An 18,900-nucleotide genomic window follows, 5' to 3' on the forward strand; every position below is an offset into this window, starting at 1 on the left:
ACCCTGGTGACGTTATCTGACGTGACATGACCCAACGGCCGGTTTGGACCGAAGGTGAGGTCATCCTGCCAAAGGCGTCTCGGGGTCGGCCAGTCGCTTCGGGTCGACGGTGTCACCGTTTCTGATCAGTTTCTGGATGTCGCCGACGACGTCCCACACGTTGACGTTCATGCCCGCGATCACCCGGCCCTCGCGTAGCCAGAAGGCGATGAACTCCAGGTCGGAGCCGCGGATGACCAGGTCGTCGGCGCCGGTGACGTCGCCGGAGAACTCCATGCCGATCTCGAACTGGTCGGTGTAGAAGTAGGGGACGCGGTCGTAGACGACGTCCTGGCCGAGCATCGACCTGGCGGCGACCGGGCCCTGGTTGAGGGCGTTGGCCCAGTGTTCGACCCTGATCCGGCGGTTCAGCAGGGGGTTGACGGCCTCGGCGACGTCGCCGGCGGCGTAGATGTCGGGGTCGCTCGACCGGAGGGCGGCGTCCACGAGGATGCCGGTGCCGATCTCCAGGCCGGCGTCGCGGGCCAGTTCGACGTTGGGGGCCACCCCGATGCCGCCGATCACGTCGTCGGCGGGGATGGCCTCGCCGCTCTCCAGGACCACCTCGCGCACGTGGCCGTCGCCGGTCAGCCGGGCGACCTTCGCGCCGAGGCGCAGGTCGACGCCGTTGCGGCGGTGGACGCCGGCGAAGACCTCGCCCATCTCGGGGCCGAGCGTCCTGTGGAGGGGGGTCGGCTCGGGCTCGATCACGGTGACGTCGCAGCCGGCCTTGCGGGCCGCGGCAGCCGTCTCCAGGCCGATCCAGCCGCCGCCGATCACGACCACGTTGCCGCCGTGGGCGAAGGCGGCCCGGAGGGCCTGGCTGTCGGCGACGGTGCGCAGGTAGTGGACGCCGTCGAGGTCGGCCCCCTCGACGGGCAGCGGGCGCGGGGTCGCGCCGGTCGCGATCAGGAGCTTCTCGTACGCCACCCGCTCGCCCGTGCCCAGCACCACCTGGCGCGACGACCGGTCGATCGCGGTGGCGGCCGTGCCGAGGCGCAGGTCGACGTCGTGCTCGCGGTACCAGCCTTCGGGGTGGACGTACACCTTCTCCAGTTCCGTGGAGCCCTGGAGGTAGCCCTTGGACAGCGGCGGGCGTTCGTAGGGGCGTTCGTGCTCGGCGCCGAGGAGCGTGACGCCGCCCTGGTAGCCCTCCTCGCGGAGGGTGGCGGCGGCTTTGGCTCCGGCCAGGCCGGCTCCGATGATGACGAACATTCGGGCTCCTTTACGCGCTCCGGGCGGACAACATCCGGTGCATCGCGGTGGCGGACGCGTCGGTCAGCGACGCGATCTGGTCGATCACCGCCCGCAGCCGTCCGGCGTCGTCCCTGGCGTTCTCGAAGGCCGGGCGCAGGGCGGGCTGGAGGGTGTGGGGGGCGCCCAGCATGGTGAGCGAGGTGAGCTCGGCCAGCAGTTCGCGCTGCCGGGCCCGGACCGTCTGGTTGTCGGCCTCCCCGATCACGAACCGGACGGTGACGCCCTTGAGCAGGGCGCACTCCAGCCGGGTGACGTGGGGCACGACCAGGTCGGCGTCGTGGCGGCCGGCCTCGTCGAGGACGTAGGCCTCGCGGGTGGCGTCCTGGGCGCGGCGGCAGAAGCGGCCGATGAGCGTGCTCGTGAGCTGCTTGAGCGCGGCGAGGTCGGGGAAACCGCCGTCGAAGCGGCCGGGCCACAGGGGCTCGCCGATCAGCCGGGTGAAGGTCTCCTCCAACTCGCCCAGGTCGGCGTCGGGCAGGTACCACTCCTGGGTGAGCTTGCAGACCTCCAGGCGCTCGGCCGGGTCGCGGAGCATGCCCGGGGTGACGTAGCCGCTGTGCAGGGCGTCTTCGAGGTCGTGGATCGCGTAGGCGACGTCGTCGGCCCAGTCCATGATCTGGGCCTCGAAGCTCACCGAGCCGGGCGGGGCGCCCTGGCGCACCCACTCGAAGACCGCCATGTCGTCGGGGTAGACGCAGAACTTGTCCCCGCACGAGCGGTCCCACGGGTACTTGATCGCGGCGTCGAGGGTGGCCCTGGTCAGGTTGAGGCCGGCGTTGATGCCGTCCTCGGTGATGACCTTGGCCTCCAGCCGCGACAGCAGCCGGAGGCTCTGGGCGTTGCCCTCGAAGCCGCCCGCGCGCTCGGCGATCTGGTTCAGCGCGAACTCGCCGTTGTGGCCGAACGGCGGGTGGCCCAGGTCGTGGGCCAGGCAGGCGGTCTCGACCAGGTCGGGGTCGCGGTTCAGGGCCTTGCCCATCTCGCGGCCGATCTGGGCGCACTCCAGGGAGTGGGTCAGGCGGGTGCGCGGGCTGTGCATCATCTGGTCGACCGGCGCCACCACCTGCGTCTTGCTGGCGAGCCGGCGCAGGGCGTCGCTGTGGAGCACCCGGGCGCGGTCGCGTTCGAACGGGCTGCGTTCCGGATTCCCCGGCGGCTCGGGAACCCAGCGTGCCTCGTCGTGCTGGTCATATGGCCTCACGGCTCCCCCTTTCGTCGCGGCGAGGGAGCTAGAAGGTACCCGCAAATATCGGCCTTCACGACAAACGCGCTGGAAACATCTGATTGCCTGAGTCGCCGGGGTCTGTTACATAAGCGCGGCCCGCCCTGCCTCCAAGCGGGCCACCGGGACCCGGAACGGAGAGCACGAGACGTAGTCGAGGCCGATCTCGTGGCAGAACCGGACCGAGGCGGGGTCGCCGCCGTGCTCGCCGCAGATGCCCAGCTTGAGGCCGGGCCGAGCCCTGCGGCCCTCCTCGACGGCGACCTTCATCAGGCGGCCGACGCCGTCGCGGTCGAGCGACTCGAACGGCGAGACCCCGAAGATGCCCTTGTCGAGGTAGGTGCCGAAGAACGCCGCCTCGACGTCGTCGCGCGAGAAGCCCCACGTCATCTGGGTCAGGTCGTTGGTGCCGAAGGAGAAGAACTCGGCCGCCTCGGCGATCTGCCCGGCGGTCAGGGCCGCGCGCGGCACCTCGATCATGGTGCCGATGAGGGCGTCCACCCCGACCTCGGCGAGGATGCGCCGGGCCTCCTCGCGCACGCTCTCCAGTTCCTGTACGGCCCCCACGAGCGGGATCATGATCTCCGGTCTGGCGTCGTCGGCGGCCTTGGCGGCCTCGGCGATGGCCCGCACCTGCATCGCGAACAGGCCGGGCACGACGAGCCCGAGGCGGACCCCGCGCAGGCCGAGCATCGGGTTCTGCTCGTGCAGGCGCTGCACGGCCTCCAGCAGGCGGCGGTCCTTCTTGGTGCCCTTGCCGGTGGCGACCTTGACCGACAGGTCGATGATGTCGGGCAGGAACTCGTGCAGCGGCGGGTCGATGAGCCGGATCGTGACCGGCAGGCCCTTCATGGCGGCGAACAACCCGGCGAAGTCGGCCTTCTGGAGGGGTTCCAGCGCGTCGAGGGCGGCCTGCCGCTCCTCGGCGGTCCCGGCCAGGATCAGGTCCTCGATCAGCACCCGGCGGTCGCCGAGGAACATGTGCTCGGTGCGGCACAGGCCGATGCCGCTGGCGCCGAACCGGCGGGCCCGCGCGGCGTCGTCGGGGGTGTCGGCGTTGGCGCGCACGTCCAGGCGGCGGCGGGCGTCGGCGTGCTGCATGACCAGGTCGACGGCCCGCACCAGCTCGTCGTCGGAGGGACGGCCCTCGAAGTACTCCACGACCGGGGAGGCCACCACGGGCACCTCGCCCAGGTAGACGCATCCGGTGCCGCCGTCGATGGAGATGACGTCGCCCTCCTCGACGACGACGTCGCCGACGGTGAAGCGGCCGGCCTTCGCGTCGACCTCGATCTCCTCGGCGCCGCAGACGCACGTCTTGCCCATGCCGCGGGCGACCACGGCCGCGTGGGAGGTCTTGCCGCCGCGCGAGGTCAGCACGCCCCGGGCGGCGATCATGCCGGCCAGGTCGTCGGGGTTGGTCTCGCGGCGGACCAGGATGACGTCCTGGCCCTCGGCGGCCAGCTCGGCCGCGCGGGCCGAGGAGAACACGGCCCGGCCGACGGCCGCGCCCGGGGAGGCGTTCATGCCCCGGGTCAGCACGGTGTTGCCGTGGTCGGCCGCGAAGCGGGGGAACATGAGCTGGGCGAGCTGGTCGCCGGTGACCCGCCGGACCGCCTCGTCGAGGTCGATGAGGCCCTCGTCGACGAGCTGGGTGGCGATGCAGAAGGCGGCCCCGGCGGTGCGCTTGCCCACCCGGGTCTGCAGCATCCAGAGCTTGCCGCGCTCGATGGTGAACTCGATGTCGCACAGGTCGCGGTAGTGGCCTTCGAGCTTGGCCATGATGTCCATGAGCTCGGCGTAGGAGTGCGGGTCGATCTCCTGGAGATGCTGCAGCGGGACGGTGTTGCGGATGCCCGCCACGACGTCCTCGCCCTGGGCGTTCTGCAGGTAGTCGCCGTAGACGCCCTGGTGGCCGGTGGCGGGGTCGCGGGTGAAGGCGACGCCGGTGCCCGAGTCCATGCCGAGGTTTCCGAAGACCATCGCGACCACGTTGACGGCCGTGCCGAGGTCGGCCGGGATGCGCTCCTGGCGGCGGTAGAGGATCGCGCGGGGGGCGTTCCACGAGTCGAAGACGGCCTTGATGGCCAGCTCCATCTGCTCCTTGGGGTCCTCGGGGAAGTCGCGGCCCCTCTCCCGGCGCACGATCTCCTTGTAGGTGCCGACCAGCGCCTCGAAGTCGCCGGCGGTCAGGTCGAGGTCGGTGCGGCCGGCCTTGAGCTCGTCGATGGCCTCCTCGAAGAGGTCGCCGTCGATGTCCATCACCGTCTTGCCGAACATCTGGATCAGCCGCCGGTAGGAGTCCCAGGCGAACCGTTCGCTTCCGGACTGGCGTGCCAGACCCAGCACGGAACGGTCGTTCAGGCCGATGTTGAGGACGGTCTCCATCATGCCGGGCATCGAGAACTTGGCCCCGGAGCGGACCGACACGAGCAGCGGGTCGTCGGGGTCGCCGAGCTTCTTGCCCATCGCCGCCTCGAGCTTCTCGAGGTGGGTGCCGATCTCCTCGGCGGGAATCGACCCGTCGGCCATGTACGACCGGCACGCGTCCGTGGTGATCGTGAAACCGGGCGGGACCGGCAGCCCGAGGTTGGTCATTTCCGCGAGATTGGCGCCCTTGCCCCCGAGGAGGTCCTTCAGGTCTTTGTTTCCTTCGGTGAAGTCATAGACGAGCTTCGGCACGACAGTCTCCTCCAGGGGCCCAATTAATCGCGGAACCACCCCGCGAGCGGGACTCTACCGATTAAGCAGAGCACGAAACCTCACGGCTGTCACACATAAGTGTTCCCGCAGGTGAGGTGGGTAGAACCGGTCTAATCCAATTCCCCCGAACGTAAAGAACGGCCGTTTTTTCACAAGACCATGATTGGTCTGAACCAATTCGTCTGCGCGCATTGTTCCGGCCCCCCGCCAATTGGTAGAGACCAATGCCCTGTTATCGTGGAAACACCCTCCGACAAGATCCCGATCCGGAGGGTGACGAATGAGCCGAGCGAAGTTGGTCGTCATCGCCCTGGTGGCGATGACCGGGGTCGGCGGAGGCGGCGGCCCGGTCGACCCGGCCGGGCTGGCGTGGGCGACGTGCCCCGAGGCGCCGACGGCGCCCTTCCAGTGCGCGACGCTGACCGTGCCCCTCGACTACGCCGACCCGGGCAAGGGCACCCTCGGCCTCGCCGTGGTCCGCAGCAAGGCGACCGGGCCGAGGATCGGATCGCTGGTCCTCAACTTCGGCGGCCCCGGCGGCTCGGGGGTCACCACCCTGCTCGCCTCGGGCACCGCGTTCGCGTCCCTGAACCGGAGCTACGATCTGGTCAGCTTCGACCCGCGCGGGGTCGACCGCAGCAGCGGCATCCAGTGCCTGCCGCCCAAGGAGTTCGAGGAGTTCCTGGAGGCCGAGCCGTCGCTCGACGAGACCACCGAGCGGAACCTGTCGATCGAGTTCGTGCAGGGCTGCCAGAAGAACGCCGGGCGCATCCTGCCGTACGTCGGCACCGTGAACGCCGCCAAGGACATGGAGCTGCTCCGGCAGGCCCTCGGCGACCCGAAGCTCAACTACCTGGGCTTCTCCTACGGCACCCACCTGGGGGCCACCTACGCCACGCTCTTCCCGCAGAAGACGGGCCGGATGGTGCTCGACGCGGCCCTCGACCCGACGGTCGGCCTGCTCGAACAGTCGCGGACACAGGTGCTGGGCTTCCAGAAGGCGTACGAGAACTACCTGGCCGACTGCGAGAGGCAGGGCTGCCCGTTCGGCGGCAACGCGGCGGTGGTGCGCCTGCTCGACCAGCTCGAGAAGAAGCCGCTGATGGTGAACGGCCGGAAGGTGACCGACGACACCGTCCGCGCGGCCATCGGCGAGGCCCTCTACAGCAAGCTGAGCTGGCCCCTGCTGACCCAGGCGCTGACCGCCGCCATCGCGGGCGACGGCACCGGCGTGCAGACGCTGGCCGACCTGTACGCCGGCCGCCAGCCCGACGGCACGTACAACACCCTGCTGTCGTCGCTGAACGCGGTGCTCTGCGCCGACACCACCGAACGGCCGACCTTCGCGCAGGCCGAGGCGCTGGCCAGGGACCTGACGAAGGTCTCCCCGATCTTCGGCCCGGACGCCGCCAGCGCCGGCATCTGCAGCGTGTGGCCGACGCCGGGCGAGGACTCCAACAAGCGGGTGAGCTCCCGCGGCACCCAGTATCCGGTGCTGGTCGTCGGGGCGGTCAACGACCCGGCCACGCCGTTCGTGTGGGCCCCGCGGCTCACCGCGGAACTCGGCAACGCGGTGCTGCTGACGTTCCAGGGCGAGGGCCACGGGGCCTACGGCCAGACGCTCTGCGTGACCGGGATCGTGGACGCGTACCTGCTCAACGGGACGGTGCCCGCGAAGGGCACCGTCTGTCCGGCGACCTAGTCGTCGGGCTAGTCGTTGAGGTGCTGACGCAGGTAGGACTCGACCTGGTCGAGCGCGATGCGCTGCTGCGCCATCGTGTCGCGCTCGCGGATGGTCACCGCCTGGTCGTCGAGGGTGTCGAAGTCGACGGTGACGCAGAACGGGGTGCCGATCTCGTCCTGGCGGCGGTAGCGGCGGCCGATCGCGGCGGCGTCGTCGAAGTCGACGTTCCAGCGGCGGCGCAGCTGGGCGGCCAGGTCTTTGGCCTTGGGGGTGAGGTCGGCGTTGCGCGACAGCGGAAGCACCGCGACCTTGACCGGCGCGAGCCGGTGGTCGAGGCGCATGACCGTGCGCTCCTCCATCACGCCCTTGGCGTTGGGGGCCTGGTCGACCGTGTAGGCGTCGAGCAGGAACGTCAGCGTGGCGCGGTCGACGCCGGCCGCCGGCTCGATGACGTAGGGGATGTAGCGCTCGCCGCTGTCCTGCTCGAAGAACGACAGGTCGGTGCCGGAGGCCTTGCCGTGGCTCGACAGGTCGAAGTCGGTGCGGTTGGCGATGCCCTCGAGCTCACCCCACTCGGCGCCGGTGAAGTTGAAGCGGTATTCGATGTCGACGGTCCGCTTCGAGTAGTGGGACAACTTCTCCTTGGGGTGCTCGTAGAGCCGCAGGTTGTCCTTGGAGATGCCGAGGTCGACGTACCAGCGCAGGCGCTCGTCGATCCAGTACTGGTGCCACTCCTCGTCGGTGCCGGGCTTGACGAAGAACTCCATCTCCATCTGCTCGAACTCGCGGGTGCGGAAGATGAAGTTGCCCGGGGTGATCTCGTTGCGGAACGACTTGCCCTGCTGGCCGATGCCGAACGGGATCTTCTTGCGGGCCGACTGCTGCACGTTCAGGTAGTTGATGAAGATGCCCTGCGCGGTCTCGGGACGCAGGTAGGCCAGGCCCGACTCGTCTTCGACCGGGCCGAGGTAGGTCTTCAGCAGGCCGCTGAACTGCTTGGGCTGGGTGAAGGCGCCCTTGTTGCCGCAGTTGGGGCAGGTGATGTCGGCCAGGCTCGTGGGCGGGTTGCCGTGCTTCTCGGCGTAGGCCTCTTCGAGGTGGTCGGCGCGGTAGCGCTTGTGGCAGGCCTGGCACTCGGTCAGCGGGTCGGTGAAGGTCTCGACGTGGCCGCTGGCCTGCCAGACCTCGCGGGCCAGGATGACGCACGAGTCGAGGCCGACGACGTCGTCGCGGCCCTGCACCATGGCCTTCCACCACTCGCGCTTGACGTTGTTCTTGAGCTCGACACCCAGCGGTCCGTAGTCCCAGGACGCCCGCAGACCGCCGTAGATCTCGCTGGACGGGTAGACGAGCCCGCGGCGTTTGGCGAGACTGACGATGGTGTCCATGACGTCGGCGCGACGTGCCATGAGTAGTGCTCCATCCGGCTGGGTGTCGGCGATGGGAAAACGGGAATGGCGCAAGCTTAGTGGCCTCAGCCCTTGGGATAGACCTGCTCGAACGCCCCGGGCTCGTTGATCATCAGGGTCATCAGCGGATACATGGTCATGCGGGCCGCCGACAGGGCGCGGCGGTAGAACCCGGCGCCCTCCCACTCGCTCACCAGAGCCCACAGGTTGGGCTCGTCGACCGAGCGGCCGACCTGGCCGCGCAGGAAGCCGCTCTGCGCCGAGAAGAGGTCGATCACCTCGCGGGCGTGCAGTTCGAACTCCTCGGCCCTGGCTTCGGGCACGGAATAGCGGATCACGGCCAGCATGAGCCCAGCATGCCATCAGCCGGGGGTCTTCCACCTGCGAGTAACCTCGACGGGTGGCCAACCGTCGACCCCGCCATCCGCTCGCCCAGTCTTCGAACCAGCCGCAGAGGAAGAAGAAGGCCCCGCGGCCGCTGCCGCCCGGCGAGCAGTTCTTCACGCCCGGCGCGACCGGGCTGCGCAAGACCGTCGAGACCCGCAGCGCGCCGCTGCTCGTCTACCTCTACCAGATGCCGAAGTGGCTGCTGCCGGTCGTGCTGGTGGCCTTCTTCATCGGCGGCTTCGCCCTCCCCGACTGGCGCGGCGGCCTGTGCATGCTCCCGGTGATCGCCTTCACGGGATGGCTCGCCTACCTGTCGTGGCCCTCGCTCGGGGTGGGCGCGCGGGTGCTGCGGCTGGCGCTCCTCGCGTTCCTGCTGGCAGTGGCGGTGACACGGTTCGGATCCTTCTAGACCGTTTTGACAATCATTTTCATTTTCTGGCACACTCTGTCGGGTGATGCCCGGAAATGTTGTGCGTTTCATCGCCGGATCCGCCCTCGTCCTGACGGCCGCCTGTGGAGGTTCCACGGCGGCCGAGACAGGCAAACCGGTGGTGGACGCGGCGTTCTTCCCCCTGCAGTGGCTCGCCGAGAAGGTCGGCGGCCCCGACGTGACCGTCGAGGGCCTGACCAAGCCCGGGGTCGAACCCCACGACCTCGAACTCACCCCGCAGCAGGTGGCCGGGGTGGCCGAGGCCTCTCTGGTCGTGTACGTCAAGGGCGTGCAGCCCGCCGTCGACGAGGCGGTGGCCCAGCACGCCGCCGACCGGGGGTTCGACGCGGCCTCGGCCGTGCCCACCCTTGCGGCCGTCCACGACGAACACGCAGAAGAAGAGGAGGAGCACGGCCACGAGGAGGAGGAGCTCGCCTACGACCCCCACCTCTGGCTCGACCCCTCCCGCATGGCCACGCTCGCGACCGCGCTCGGCGGGCGGCTCGCCGAGGCCGATCCGGCTCACGGGGCGGCGTACAAGGAACGGGCGAAGCAGACCGCGGCGGCGCTGACCACCCTCGACGCCGAGTTCGCCAAGGGCCTGGAGACCTGCGCGAACCGCACGATCGTCACCGCCCACACCGCGTTCGGCTACCTCGCGAACCGCTACAAGCTCGAACAGGTCGGCATCGGCGGCATCGACCCCGACGCCGAACCGTCTCCTGCCCGTTTGGCCGAGGCCGCCCGGATCGCGAAGGAGAAGAAGGTGACTACCATTTTCACCGAGGAGCTCGTCAGCCCGAAGGTCGCCGAGGTCCTCGCGAGCGAGGTCGGGGCCAAGACGGCGGTTCTCAATCCGCTGGAGAGCCCTCCCCAGGGTGGTGACTACGTCTCCGGCATGACCGCCAACCTCACCGCGCTTCGCACCGCACTCGGCTGCCAGTGACCGGAAGGCGACCCATGAGCACGGCTTTCGACATGACCGCCGGTCAGGTGGCGATCGACGGCAGGAAGATCCTGCGCGGCATCGACCTGACCGTCGACGAGGGCGAGGTCGTGGCCGTGCTCGGCGCCAACGGCTCCGGCAAGTCGACCCTGGTCCGCGCCCTGCTCGGGGTCCAGCCGCTCTCCGGCGGCGCCACCCTCCTCTACGGCCGCCCGCCCGCCCGCTTCCGGGAGTGGTGGCGGATCGGCTACGTGCCCCAGCGGCTGTCGGTCGGCGGCGGCGTCCCGGCGACGGTCCGCGAGGTCGTCGCCTCGGGCCGGATCGCCCGGCAGCGGCGCGGCCGCTTCACCAGCTCGGCCGACCGCCAGGCGGTCGCGGCGGCCCTCGAGGAGGTCGGCCTCTCCGGCCGCGCGGGCGACCCCGTGTCGTCGCTCTCGGGCGGCCAGCAGCAGCGGGTGCTGATCGCCCGCGCGCTGGCCGGCGAGCCCGACGCGTTCGTCCTCGACGAGCCGACCGCCGGCGTCGACGCCGGCAGCCAGCGCATGCTCGCCGACACCCTGCGCGGCCTGGTCGAACGCGGCCGGACGGTGGTCCTGGTGGCCCACGAGCTGGGCCCGCTCGAACCCCTGATCAGCAGGGCGGTCGTGCTCAACCAGGGGTGCAAGGTCCACGACGGCGCCCCGCCGACGGCCGTCGGAACCCACGCGCTGCCCGGCCACGACCACGTCCACCCCCACGAGCCGGCCCCGGCGGAGAGCCCCGTGCCGAGCTGGGTCCTGGCGCAGGAGAAGGCATGACCATCTTCCACCTCGACTTCATGCGGTACGCCCTCGTCGCCGCCGTCATGGTCGGGCTGACCGCCCCCGCCGTCGGCACGTTCATCGTGCAGCGGCGGCTGGCCCTGCTCGGCGACGGCATCGGCCACGTCGCGCTGACGGGGGTGGCGCTCGGTTTCCTCACCGGCACCGCCCCGGTGGCGACCGCCGTCGTGGTGGCCGCGCTGGGGGCCGTGGCGATCGAGATGGTCCGGGCGCGCGGCAAGACCAGCGGCGACGTCGCGCTGGCCCTGCTGTTCTACGGCGGCCTGGCCGGCGGCGTGATGATCATCTATCTGACGCCGGGCGAGAGCACCGCGTCCCTGAACTCCTACCTGTTCGGCGCGATCACCAGCGTCGACTCGACCGACCTGTGGGTCATCGCGGGCCTCGCGGTGGCCGTCCTGGCGTTGCTGGCGGTCTTCGGCCGGGAGCTCTTCGTGCTCTGCCAGGACGAGGAGGTGGCCCGGGCCAGCGGCCTGCCGGTCAGGTTCCTCGGCCTGCTCATCGCCGTGATCGCGTCGGTCACCGTGGTCGTCGCCATGCGGGCCGTCGGCCTGCTGCTCGTCAGCGCGCTTATGGTTGTGCCGGTGGCCACCTCACAGCAGCTCACCCGGAGCTTCCGGACCACCATGGCGTTGTCGATGGTCTTCGGTGTGCTCGCCACCGTGGGCGGTCTGACGTCGTCGTTCTACCTCGACGTCCCTTCGGGGGCGACGATCGTGCTGCTCGCCCTCGCCGGGTTCGCGGTCGCGCTCGGGATCGGTAGATTCGTGAGGCGGAGCCGTACAGGGGAGTCGACAGCATGAGCAGAAGCCGCGACGCGGTGCACGAGATCCTTCGCCAGAGCGCCGCGTTCCGCAGCGCGCAGGACATCTTCACCGAGATGCGCGCCGACGGCTCGAAGATCGGCCTGACCACCATCTACCGCGCCCTCCAGGCGCTCAACGACGACGGCCGGGTCGACGTCCTGCGCACCGACGACGGCGAGGCCGTCTACCGCGCCTGCGCCACCGCCGCCCACCACCATCACCTGGTCTGCCGCGGCTGCGGCCGCACGGTCGAGGTCGACGGGCCCGACGTGGAGGTGTGGGCCGAGCGGGTCGGCGCCGAACACGGCTTCACCACCATCACCCACACCGTCGAGGTGTTCGGCACCTGCGGAGCGTGCGCGAAGGGTTAGAGTTCCTGGACACACGACACAGGAGCTGCGATGCCGTTCAGTCACGACATGGTGCACTCTCTGGCCACTGTGGTCGATCTGGTCAACTCCCCGCCCGGCGACCTCGACGAGCTCGGCGCCCTGGTGCTCCGGCGCCAGGTGAGCGGCGTGGAGTTCGTCAACGCCACCGACCTGGCCGAGGTCCAGGCCCTCTCCGCCGCCTTCCACCAGGTCTTCACCGCCCCCGACGAGGACACGGCGGTCACCCTGCTGAACACCCTGCTGGGCCGCACCCGCATCACACCGAGCCTGACCAGGCACGACGGCTTCGCTCTCCACGTCCACTACTTCGCGCCCGGCGCGTCGCTGGCCGAACACCTGGCCGCCGACTGCGGCGTGGCGCTGGCCCACGTGCTGGTCGAGGGCGAGGGGGAGCGCCTGCGCACCTGCTCGGCCCCCGACTGCGCGAACGTCTTCGTCGACGAGTCACGGAACCGCTCACGGGTCTACTGCGACTCGCGCACCTGCGGCAACCGCATGCACGTCGCCGCCTACCGCGCCCGCAGACGCGCCTAGACCGGGTTCGGCACCGCCCCGCCGTAGCGGCGGTCACGGCTGGCGTAGATCTCGCACGCCTGCCACAGGTCCCGCCGGTCGAAGTCGGGCCACAGGCGGTTCAGGAAGACCATCTCCGCGTACGCCGACTGCCAGAGCAGGAAGTTGCTGGTCCGCTGCTCCCCCGACGACCGGATGAACAGGTCGACGTCGGGGATCTCGGGCTGGTGGAGGTAGCGCGCGAAGGTCTTCTCGTTGACCTTGCCCGGCTTCACCCGCCCGGCCTGGACGTCGGCCGCCAGCTTGAGCGCCGCGTCGACGATCTCGGCCCGGCCGCCGTAGTTGACGCAGAACTGCAGCGTCAGGGTCGAGTTGGTCCTGGTCATCGCCTCGGCCTCGGTGAGCTCCTGGATGACCGACTTCCACAACCGCCCCGGACGCCCCGACCAGCGGACGCGCACCCCCATCGCGTTCAGCTCGTCGCGGCGGCGGCGGATGACGTCACGGTTGAACCCCATCAGGAACCGGACCTCGTCGGGCGACCGCTTCCAGTTCTCCGTGGAGAAGGCGTAGGCCGACAGGTAGGGGATGCCCATCTCGATGGCGCCCTCGATGACGTCGAACAGCGACGCCTCCCCCATCTCGTGACCCTTGGTGCGCGGCAGACCGCGCTGCTTGGCCCAGCGGCCGTTGCCGTCCATGACGATCGCGACGTGACGGGGGACCAGATCCGCGGGCAGGGCGGGCGGGGTGGCCCCGGAGGGGTGGGGCGACGGGGGACGAACCATGGTCCCTGAGCGTATTCGGTCCAGGACGGTCCTCGTTCCGCCTCAGTTGCGGTTGAACAGGCGCATGAGGCCGGCGATCACGGCGGTGCCGAGACCCCAGCCGAACAGGATGAGTGCCCACGCGAACCAGCGGGTGCCGTCGACGGGCTGCCAGTAGGGCTCCTGTTTCAGGTCGGCGACCGGGAGGAGCAGATCGAGGGTGTAGACGACCGGCTCGAAGTGGCGCGGCGTCTTCGGGTCGACGGCTGCGGGCGGCCAGACGGAGAAGATCGTGGCACCCGTCGCCAGCAGGGCGCCCAGCCAGATTCCCGCGAGCCACGTCCGGTAGCCGAATCCCACGGTCACCTCGGAGAACCAGCTCATGGCCCTGCCACCGGCCGTCAGAGTCCTCCGACGGCGGCGGTGACGTTCGAGCGCGACCCGGCGGGCGGCGGCCTCGTCGCCGCGGGCCCGGTAGATGGTGGCGAGCTGCTCGTAGGGCTGAGGGGAATAGCCGCCCGGATCTCGGGCGAGCCAGGCGAGCCGGTCGCGGACCTTGGTCTTGCCGCCGTCTTTAAGCGAGCCGTAGGTGCACCCTTCCAGGTGGAGGGTGGGCGGCCAGGAATCGCGGTCGTCTTCGATGACGCCGAACTTCGCCCCTTCGAGGTTCATGACGTCCGGACCTAGCGTGAATCTGGTTTTCACCCCACTCGCCTCGGCGAACGACAGATCCACCGAGGCCCCCTCGGCGAATGACGTCTTGTCGAGGTCGACGTTGCTGCCGACCCGTGATCCCATCCCAGATACATCTCCGCTCAGACTGGCCCCAGAGATGTTCACCCCGCGTTCGATCTTGGCCCGATCGAAGTTGATGGATTGACCGTCGGCAACAGATATTCGTGCGTTTTTGGCGACGATCCCCCCGTCGACTATCGAGTTGAGGAGATAGATACGGCCGGTCGATCGGAATGAACCATCGATGAAAACCGTCTCGCCTATGTGCGCGCGCACCGCGTTGACAGCTGACATATCCGTGACGCGGAACGTCGTTCCGCGCGCGGTCAATAGTCCGCCGATGTAAGTACTGATCATGCAGAGCTGGCCGCATACCGATGCGTCACGGAGGAAAAGGCCACCCTCGATCCTGGCCCGGCTCAGCGTTACGGCCACCCCCTCCGCAGGGTGCAAGTGGGCACCGGACAGTCTCATGGTTCCTCCGATCCGAGCTCCGAGAAGATCCACTTCACCCATCACGGTGGTGCCGTCGGTGAGCTCCAAATCGCCCTGAGTCTGCAGATTCGGACCGTGAAGGTAGGAAAGTCTGCAGTCGGCCAAGCGGATCGTCACCGCACTGGAATCAGCCAGATTGACGCCTGCCTCGAAATCACATCCGGTCATCGCGACAGGCGCGGTGAGCGTGCCGGCTTCGAGCTGGAGTTCTTCGGCGATCCGTGCTCCGATGACCCGTAACGCGGGACGGGCTCCGCGTGGAAGGTCGCACGCGCCAAAAAGGACAGCAGCGATGACTTCGGCGCGCACCCGGCGGTCGGGCAGTCGACTGATATCGACGGGCGTTCCCATGGGAAACGCGGTGACGATCTTCTGCTCGGCGGTGTTCAGATCGGCGGGGAGTAGCTCCACCGCCCGCAATCTAACGGAATTCAGACGGCGCGACGCCGCGTTCAACGTGCTTCAGTGAACGGATTCCATGTTCCAGGTGCCACTGCAGATAAGCCGCCACCAGCCCGCTGCACTCCACCCGGTTCCGGGCCTCCGAGGCGTCGGCCGCCTCCCAGTCGCCGCGCAGCAGGGCGATCATCAGCGCGATCGTCTCGGCCGCCGGGACCGCCGCGCCCGACGGGCGGCAGTTGGCGCACACCACGCCGCCGGCCACGATCGCGAACGCCCTGACCGCCTCCGCGCCGCAGCGGGCGCACTCCGACAGGGCGGGGGCGTAGCCCGCCACTGCCAGGGAGCGGAGGAAGAAGGCGTCGAGGACCAGGCGGGGTTCGTGGGAGCCGTCGACCAGGGTTCGCAAGCCGCCGACCAGCAGGAGGAACTGGCGGAGGGCGGGTTCCTTCTCGCCCAGGGTCAGGCGGTCGGCGGTCTCCAGCATGGCCGTGCCGGCCGTGTAGCGGGGGTAGTCGGAGACCAGGGGTTCGCCGTAGGGGCGGATGGTCTCGCACTGGGTGACCATGTCGAGGGAGCGGCCGGTGTGGAACTGGACGTCGACGTGGGTGAAGGGTTCGAGGCGGGCGCCGAAGCGGGACTTGGTCTTGCGGACGCCCTTGGCGACCGCTCTGACCTTGCCGGTGCGTCTGGTCAGGATCGTGATGATGCGGTCGGCCTCGCCCAGTTTGTGGGTGCGCAGGACGACGCCCTCGTCACGGTAGAGACTCACGGCGTCAGCCTACTCGGGTCACGTTTGGTGAAATTTAGGTAAGTAACCTCGTGGCGCTGCCTATACGTCCGGTAAACCTGTGGTGCGACGGGTTAACCGAAAGGTCACTAAGCTTTGGCCTCTGCGTGGGTTTCCTCCGCCCGCCGCATGAACCAGAGAAAGGGTGCCATGACCCGCGTGGTGCTGCTGGGCTCCGAAAACGGAGCGCCCCCGCTGCCGCTCACCGGCCTGCCGGGCTCCCCCATGGCCTTCCAGCGGCTGATCGACCAGGCCGCGGCTTACGACCCCGAGCCGGTCATGATCGTTCGGCCAGGTCAAGCCGCATTTTACCCGGGCGCCCGGACGGTGGAAAGCGCCGACCGGGCCGGGGACCTGCGGGCGATCGCCGAGGTGGCCGCGGGGCTGGACGAGGACCTGCTGGTCCTCCCGGCCGATTCGCTGATCCACGACGAGCTGATCTACCAGCTCGTGAAGTCCAAGCGGGGCGCCGTCGCCCTGGTCGTCCGCGAGGAGCGGGACCCCGACGCCCCCGAGCCGCCGCCCATCGAGGAGGCGGTGCCCGAGATCGGGATGAACATCCTGGAAGGGCGTCCCCAGCGGGCCCGCATCAGCAAGACGCGGGTGATCTCGCAGGGCAGCGCCTACCACCAGGTGACCCGGCCCAACGCGGCGCTGCTCGGGCCGCTGCACCTCAAGGCCAGCCAGGTCGCCAACCTGGCCGAGGCGGCCGGCGACGTGGCCGAGTTCGCCTCGCTCACCGGGCCGGAAGACGGCGTGACCGAACTGCTGGTGCTCGGGCTGGTCCGCCGCGGCGTGTCCGTCGGGATCCGGGGCCGCCGTGACCTGTTCTACCGGCAGGTCAATGCCGGGAACGCGGACGAGGCCGTGCGGGAGTTCCTGACCTTCGACGAGGACCGGGCCCGGCTCGACAACGCCGTGAAGGGCGCCGACGGGTTCTTCACGACCTACTTCGTCAGCACGTACTCGCGGTTCATCGCGCGCTGGGCGGCGCGGCGGGGGCTGACCCCCAACCAGGTCACGCTGATCTCGATCGCGCTGGGGCTGCTGGCCGCGGGCGCGTTCGCGACCGGCGGGCGGCCCGGTTACGTCGCCGGCGGCGTGCTGATCTACTTCGCGTTCGTCTTCGACTGCGTCGACGGGCAGGTCGCCCGGTACGCCCGCAAGTTCGGCGTCCTCGGGGCCTGGCTCGACGCGACGTTCGACCGGTTCAAGGAGTACGCCGTCTTCGTCGGCCTCGCCGTCGGGGCCACGGTCTCCGGGCAGTTCGGCGACGGCGAGGAGATCTGGACGCTGGCCCTGATCGCGCTGGCGCTCCAGTCGGTCAAGCACCTGCTCGACTTCTCCTTCGGCGCGGCCAACCGCCGCAAGCCGCCGAACCCGCTGCCGACGCTCGACCTGGCCGTGGCCGACGACCGGCCGCTGCGCGACGCCCTCGAGGTGCGCAAGGCCACCAGCGGCGGCGCGGTCAAGAACCTGCTGCGGTTGTGGACGAAGGCCGGGAAGTTCCGGACCGTCCACTGGGCCCGCAAGATGATCGTCTTCCCCATCGGCGAGCGGTTCGCCGCCATCGCCGTCGTCACCGCGTTCTTCGACCCCAGGGTCACGTTCCTGGTGCTGATCACCTGGGGCGGCATCGCGGCCACGTACACCCTGACCGGACGTCTCCTGAGGTCGATGGCATGATCACGCACCCCCAGCCCGAGCCCGAGGTCCTCGACCCCCACCTGGAGCGGCAGCGGGTGCAGACCGCGCGCCTGGTGGCCTACCGCGACGACGGCCCGCTGGTCACGCTGCTGAAGCCCCGGCTGGGCCGCGGGCTGCCGCCGGTGCCGATGACGCTGGCGGCGCTGCTGGCGATCGTCGCGCTGGCGGTGACCGGGTCGCTGACCGAGGGGCCGATGCTGCTGGTGCCCGCGGTGGTGCTGACCGTTCTGGTGCTGCCGACGGCCTCGCACAACCACCTGGGGCGGTTCGACTGGCTGACCCCGCCGCTGCTCCGGGCGGCCGAGTTCCTGACGATCATCCTGATCGGGCTGGCCTCCGGCACCCCGAAGTGGCTGCTGTTCGTGCTGCTCTACATCGTGGGCTACCACACCTACGACACCGTCTACCGGACCCGCCAGAGCATCTGGCCCCCGGCGTGGATCTTCCAGGCCGGTCTCGGCTGGGAGGTGCGGCTGCTCGTGCTCGGCGTGGGCGCCGCGACCGGCACGCTGACCTGGGTGGCGGGCGCGCTGACCCTCTACCTGGTGGTGCTGTTCTCGGTCGAGAGCGTCAACAGCTGGGTGCGGCTCGACAAGCAGTCGGCGCTGGCGGTGGCCAACGCCGAGCAGGACCTCGAGGCCAGCCCCGAGGACGCGGTCGAGGCCGCCACGGGCGACGCCGAGGCGAACTAGCCCTCGCAGGCGGACGGGCCCGGCTCAGCCGCGCACCAGCGCCTTGCGCTTGGCGTAGAAGCGCCTCCCCGCCAGGTTCCACACGAGCTTGGCGGGGGCGGGCAGGTTGCCCATGAAGTGGGCGCGTTCCTCAGGGGTGGCGTCCTCCAGGATCGCGCCCAGCACGATCAGCTGCTGCTTCAGCGAACCCGCCGACGCCTCCTTGACGCCGCGTTCGCCCATCTCCTTCCACTCGGCCACCGTGATGTGCTCGGTGACCAGCGGCAGGATGTGCGTCTCCTCCTCGCGCAGGTGCTCGTCGAGGGCCTCGTGGTGGTCGGTGAGCAGGTCGGCGAGGCGGTCGCGGGTGACCGGGTCGGCGGTGCGCTCGAACTCGGGCAACAGGTCGCCGATGCGGCGGATGGTGTCGGCGATGTACTCGTGCTGGTGCTCCATCCGGTTGACCAGGTCGGCCTCCAGGGTGACCCGGGCGAGCAGTTTCGGCCACAGGAGGTCGTCCTCGCCGGTGTGGTGGGTGTGCAGGCCCTCGGCGTAGCCCCGGTAGTGCTCCGCCATGAGGGCGGCGCGGGCGACGTCACCGGGCCTGACCCGGCGGAACAGCTCGGGCATCATCTTCGACTCGCGCCGGAAGACCCGGTGGATCATGACCATCTCTTGGACGTAGGGGCGTTCGTTCGTCATGCGCTCCAGGGTGGGGCGGGGCACT

Annotated in this window: 18 protein-coding genes; 9 read left to right on the forward strand and 9 right to left on the reverse strand. The window is 69.8% G+C overall.

Annotated elements, in window-relative coordinates:
- Positions 1–60: 60 nt before the first annotated feature.
- The 3 genes from GT755_RS15230 to ppdK all read right to left on the reverse strand — a co-directional run bounded on the left by GT755_RS15230 (position 61) and on the right by ppdK (position 5,200).
- On the reverse strand, positions 61–1,254 hold the full coding sequence (locus GT755_RS15230) for an NAD(P)/FAD-dependent oxidoreductase (protein WP_161480365.1): 1,194 nt from the start codon (positions 1,252–1,254) through the stop codon (positions 61–63).
- Positions 1,255–1,264: 10 nt separating this feature from the next.
- Positions 1,265–2,497, reverse strand: a complete 1,233-nt coding sequence (locus GT755_RS15235) for a deoxyguanosinetriphosphate triphosphohydrolase (protein WP_161480366.1) — start codon at positions 2,495–2,497, stop codon at positions 1,265–1,267.
- 105 nt (positions 2,498–2,602) lie between these two features.
- Positions 2,603–5,200 carry a pyruvate, phosphate dikinase gene (gene ppdK / locus GT755_RS15240; protein ID WP_161480367.1) on the reverse strand — a complete coding sequence of 866 codons (2,598 nt, stop codon included), beginning with the start codon at positions 5,198–5,200 and terminating at the stop codon, positions 2,603–2,605.
- A gap of 301 nt (positions 5,201–5,501) precedes the next feature.
- Here ppdK and GT755_RS15245 point away from each other — a divergent pair, with 301 nt between their 5' ends.
- On the forward strand, positions 5,502–6,923 hold the full coding sequence (locus tag GT755_RS15245) for an alpha/beta hydrolase (protein ID WP_161480368.1): 1,422 nt from the start codon (positions 5,502–5,504) through the stop codon (positions 6,921–6,923).
- Positions 6,924–6,931: 8 nt separating this feature from the next.
- Here the strand turns inward: GT755_RS15245 and GT755_RS15250 are convergent, their stop codons facing one another.
- Together GT755_RS15250 and GT755_RS15255 are read right to left on the reverse strand one after the other, a co-directional pair.
- Positions 6,932–8,314, reverse strand: a complete 1,383-nt coding sequence (locus tag GT755_RS15250) for a glycine--tRNA ligase (RefSeq protein ID WP_202610044.1) — start codon at positions 8,312–8,314, stop codon at positions 6,932–6,934.
- Between the two features lie 65 nt (positions 8,315–8,379).
- Complete coding sequence (locus GT755_RS15255; RefSeq protein WP_030450688.1) at positions 8,380–8,661, reverse strand: antibiotic biosynthesis monooxygenase family protein; 282 nt, start codon at positions 8,659–8,661, stop codon at positions 8,380–8,382.
- 53 nt (positions 8,662–8,714) lie between these two features.
- Between GT755_RS15255 and GT755_RS15260 the strand changes: the two genes are divergently transcribed.
- From GT755_RS15260 to GT755_RS15285, 6 genes are all read left to right on the forward strand, one after another.
- Complete coding sequence (locus GT755_RS15260; protein ID WP_161480369.1) at positions 8,715–9,110, forward strand: DUF6703 family protein; 396 nt, start codon at positions 8,715–8,717, stop codon at positions 9,108–9,110.
- Between the two features lie 61 nt (positions 9,111–9,171).
- On the forward strand, positions 9,172–10,077 hold the full coding sequence (locus GT755_RS15265) for a metal ABC transporter substrate-binding protein (RefSeq protein WP_328794351.1): 906 nt from the start codon (positions 9,172–9,174) through the stop codon (positions 10,075–10,077).
- A gap of 14 nt (positions 10,078–10,091) precedes the next feature.
- On the forward strand, positions 10,092–10,874 hold the full coding sequence (locus GT755_RS15270; RefSeq protein WP_161480371.1) for a metal ABC transporter ATP-binding protein: 783 nt from the start codon (positions 10,092–10,094) through the stop codon (positions 10,872–10,874).
- On the forward strand, positions 10,871–11,701 hold the full coding sequence (locus tag GT755_RS15275) for a metal ABC transporter permease (protein ID WP_161480372.1): 831 nt from the start codon (positions 10,871–10,873) through the stop codon (positions 11,699–11,701). The genes GT755_RS15270 and GT755_RS15275 overlap by 4 nt, the downstream gene beginning before the upstream one ends.
- Complete coding sequence (locus GT755_RS15280) at positions 11,698–12,075, forward strand: Fur family transcriptional regulator (RefSeq protein ID WP_161480373.1); 378 nt, start codon at positions 11,698–11,700, stop codon at positions 12,073–12,075. The genes GT755_RS15275 and GT755_RS15280 overlap by 4 nt, the downstream gene beginning before the upstream one ends.
- 30 nt (positions 12,076–12,105) lie before the next feature.
- The gene (locus tag GT755_RS15285) at positions 12,106–12,630 is read left to right on the forward strand and encodes a CGNR zinc finger domain-containing protein (RefSeq protein ID WP_161480374.1); all 525 of its coding nucleotides are present in this window, start codon (positions 12,106–12,108) and stop codon (positions 12,628–12,630) included.
- Here the strand turns inward: GT755_RS15285 and GT755_RS15290 are convergent.
- The 3 genes from GT755_RS15290 to recO are packed head-to-tail and all read right to left on the reverse strand — an operon-like array spanning position 12,627 to position 15,777.
- A complete protein-coding gene (locus GT755_RS15290) occupies positions 12,627–13,397 on the reverse strand; it encodes an isoprenyl transferase (RefSeq protein WP_161480375.1) in 771 nt (256 codons plus the stop codon). The two genes, GT755_RS15285 and GT755_RS15290, sit on opposite strands and share 4 nt — an antisense overlap.
- Positions 13,398–13,439: 42 nt before the next feature.
- On the reverse strand, positions 13,440–15,017 hold the full coding sequence (locus GT755_RS15295; protein ID WP_161480376.1) for a hypothetical protein: 1,578 nt from the start codon (positions 15,015–15,017) through the stop codon (positions 13,440–13,442).
- A 10-nt stretch (positions 15,018–15,027) separates the two neighbouring features.
- Complete coding sequence (recO, locus tag GT755_RS15300; protein WP_161480377.1) at positions 15,028–15,777, reverse strand: DNA repair protein RecO; 750 nt, start codon at positions 15,775–15,777, stop codon at positions 15,028–15,030.
- Positions 15,778–15,945: 168 nt separating this feature from the next.
- Between recO and GT755_RS40570 the strand changes: the two genes are divergently transcribed.
- Complete coding sequence (locus tag GT755_RS40570) at positions 15,946–17,481, forward strand: CDP-alcohol phosphatidyltransferase family protein (RefSeq protein WP_202610045.1); 1,536 nt, start codon at positions 15,946–15,948, stop codon at positions 17,479–17,481.
- The gene (locus GT755_RS40575) at positions 17,478–18,194 is read left to right on the forward strand and encodes a DUF5941 domain-containing protein (RefSeq protein WP_161480379.1); all 717 of its coding nucleotides are present in this window, start codon (positions 17,478–17,480) and stop codon (positions 18,192–18,194) included. The genes GT755_RS40570 and GT755_RS40575 overlap by 4 nt, the downstream gene beginning before the upstream one ends.
- A gap of 24 nt (positions 18,195–18,218) precedes the next feature.
- Here the strand turns inward: GT755_RS40575 and GT755_RS15315 are convergent, their stop codons facing one another.
- Complete coding sequence (locus GT755_RS15315) at positions 18,219–18,875, reverse strand: hemerythrin domain-containing protein (protein WP_161480380.1); 657 nt, start codon at positions 18,873–18,875, stop codon at positions 18,219–18,221.
- Between the last annotated feature and the right edge of the window lie 25 nt (positions 18,876–18,900).

Origin of the sequence: Herbidospora solisilvae, from assembly GCF_009901565.1 — a bacterium.
GTDB classification, from domain to species: Bacteria; Actinomycetota; Actinomycetes; order Streptosporangiales; family Streptosporangiaceae; genus Herbidospora; species Herbidospora solisilvae.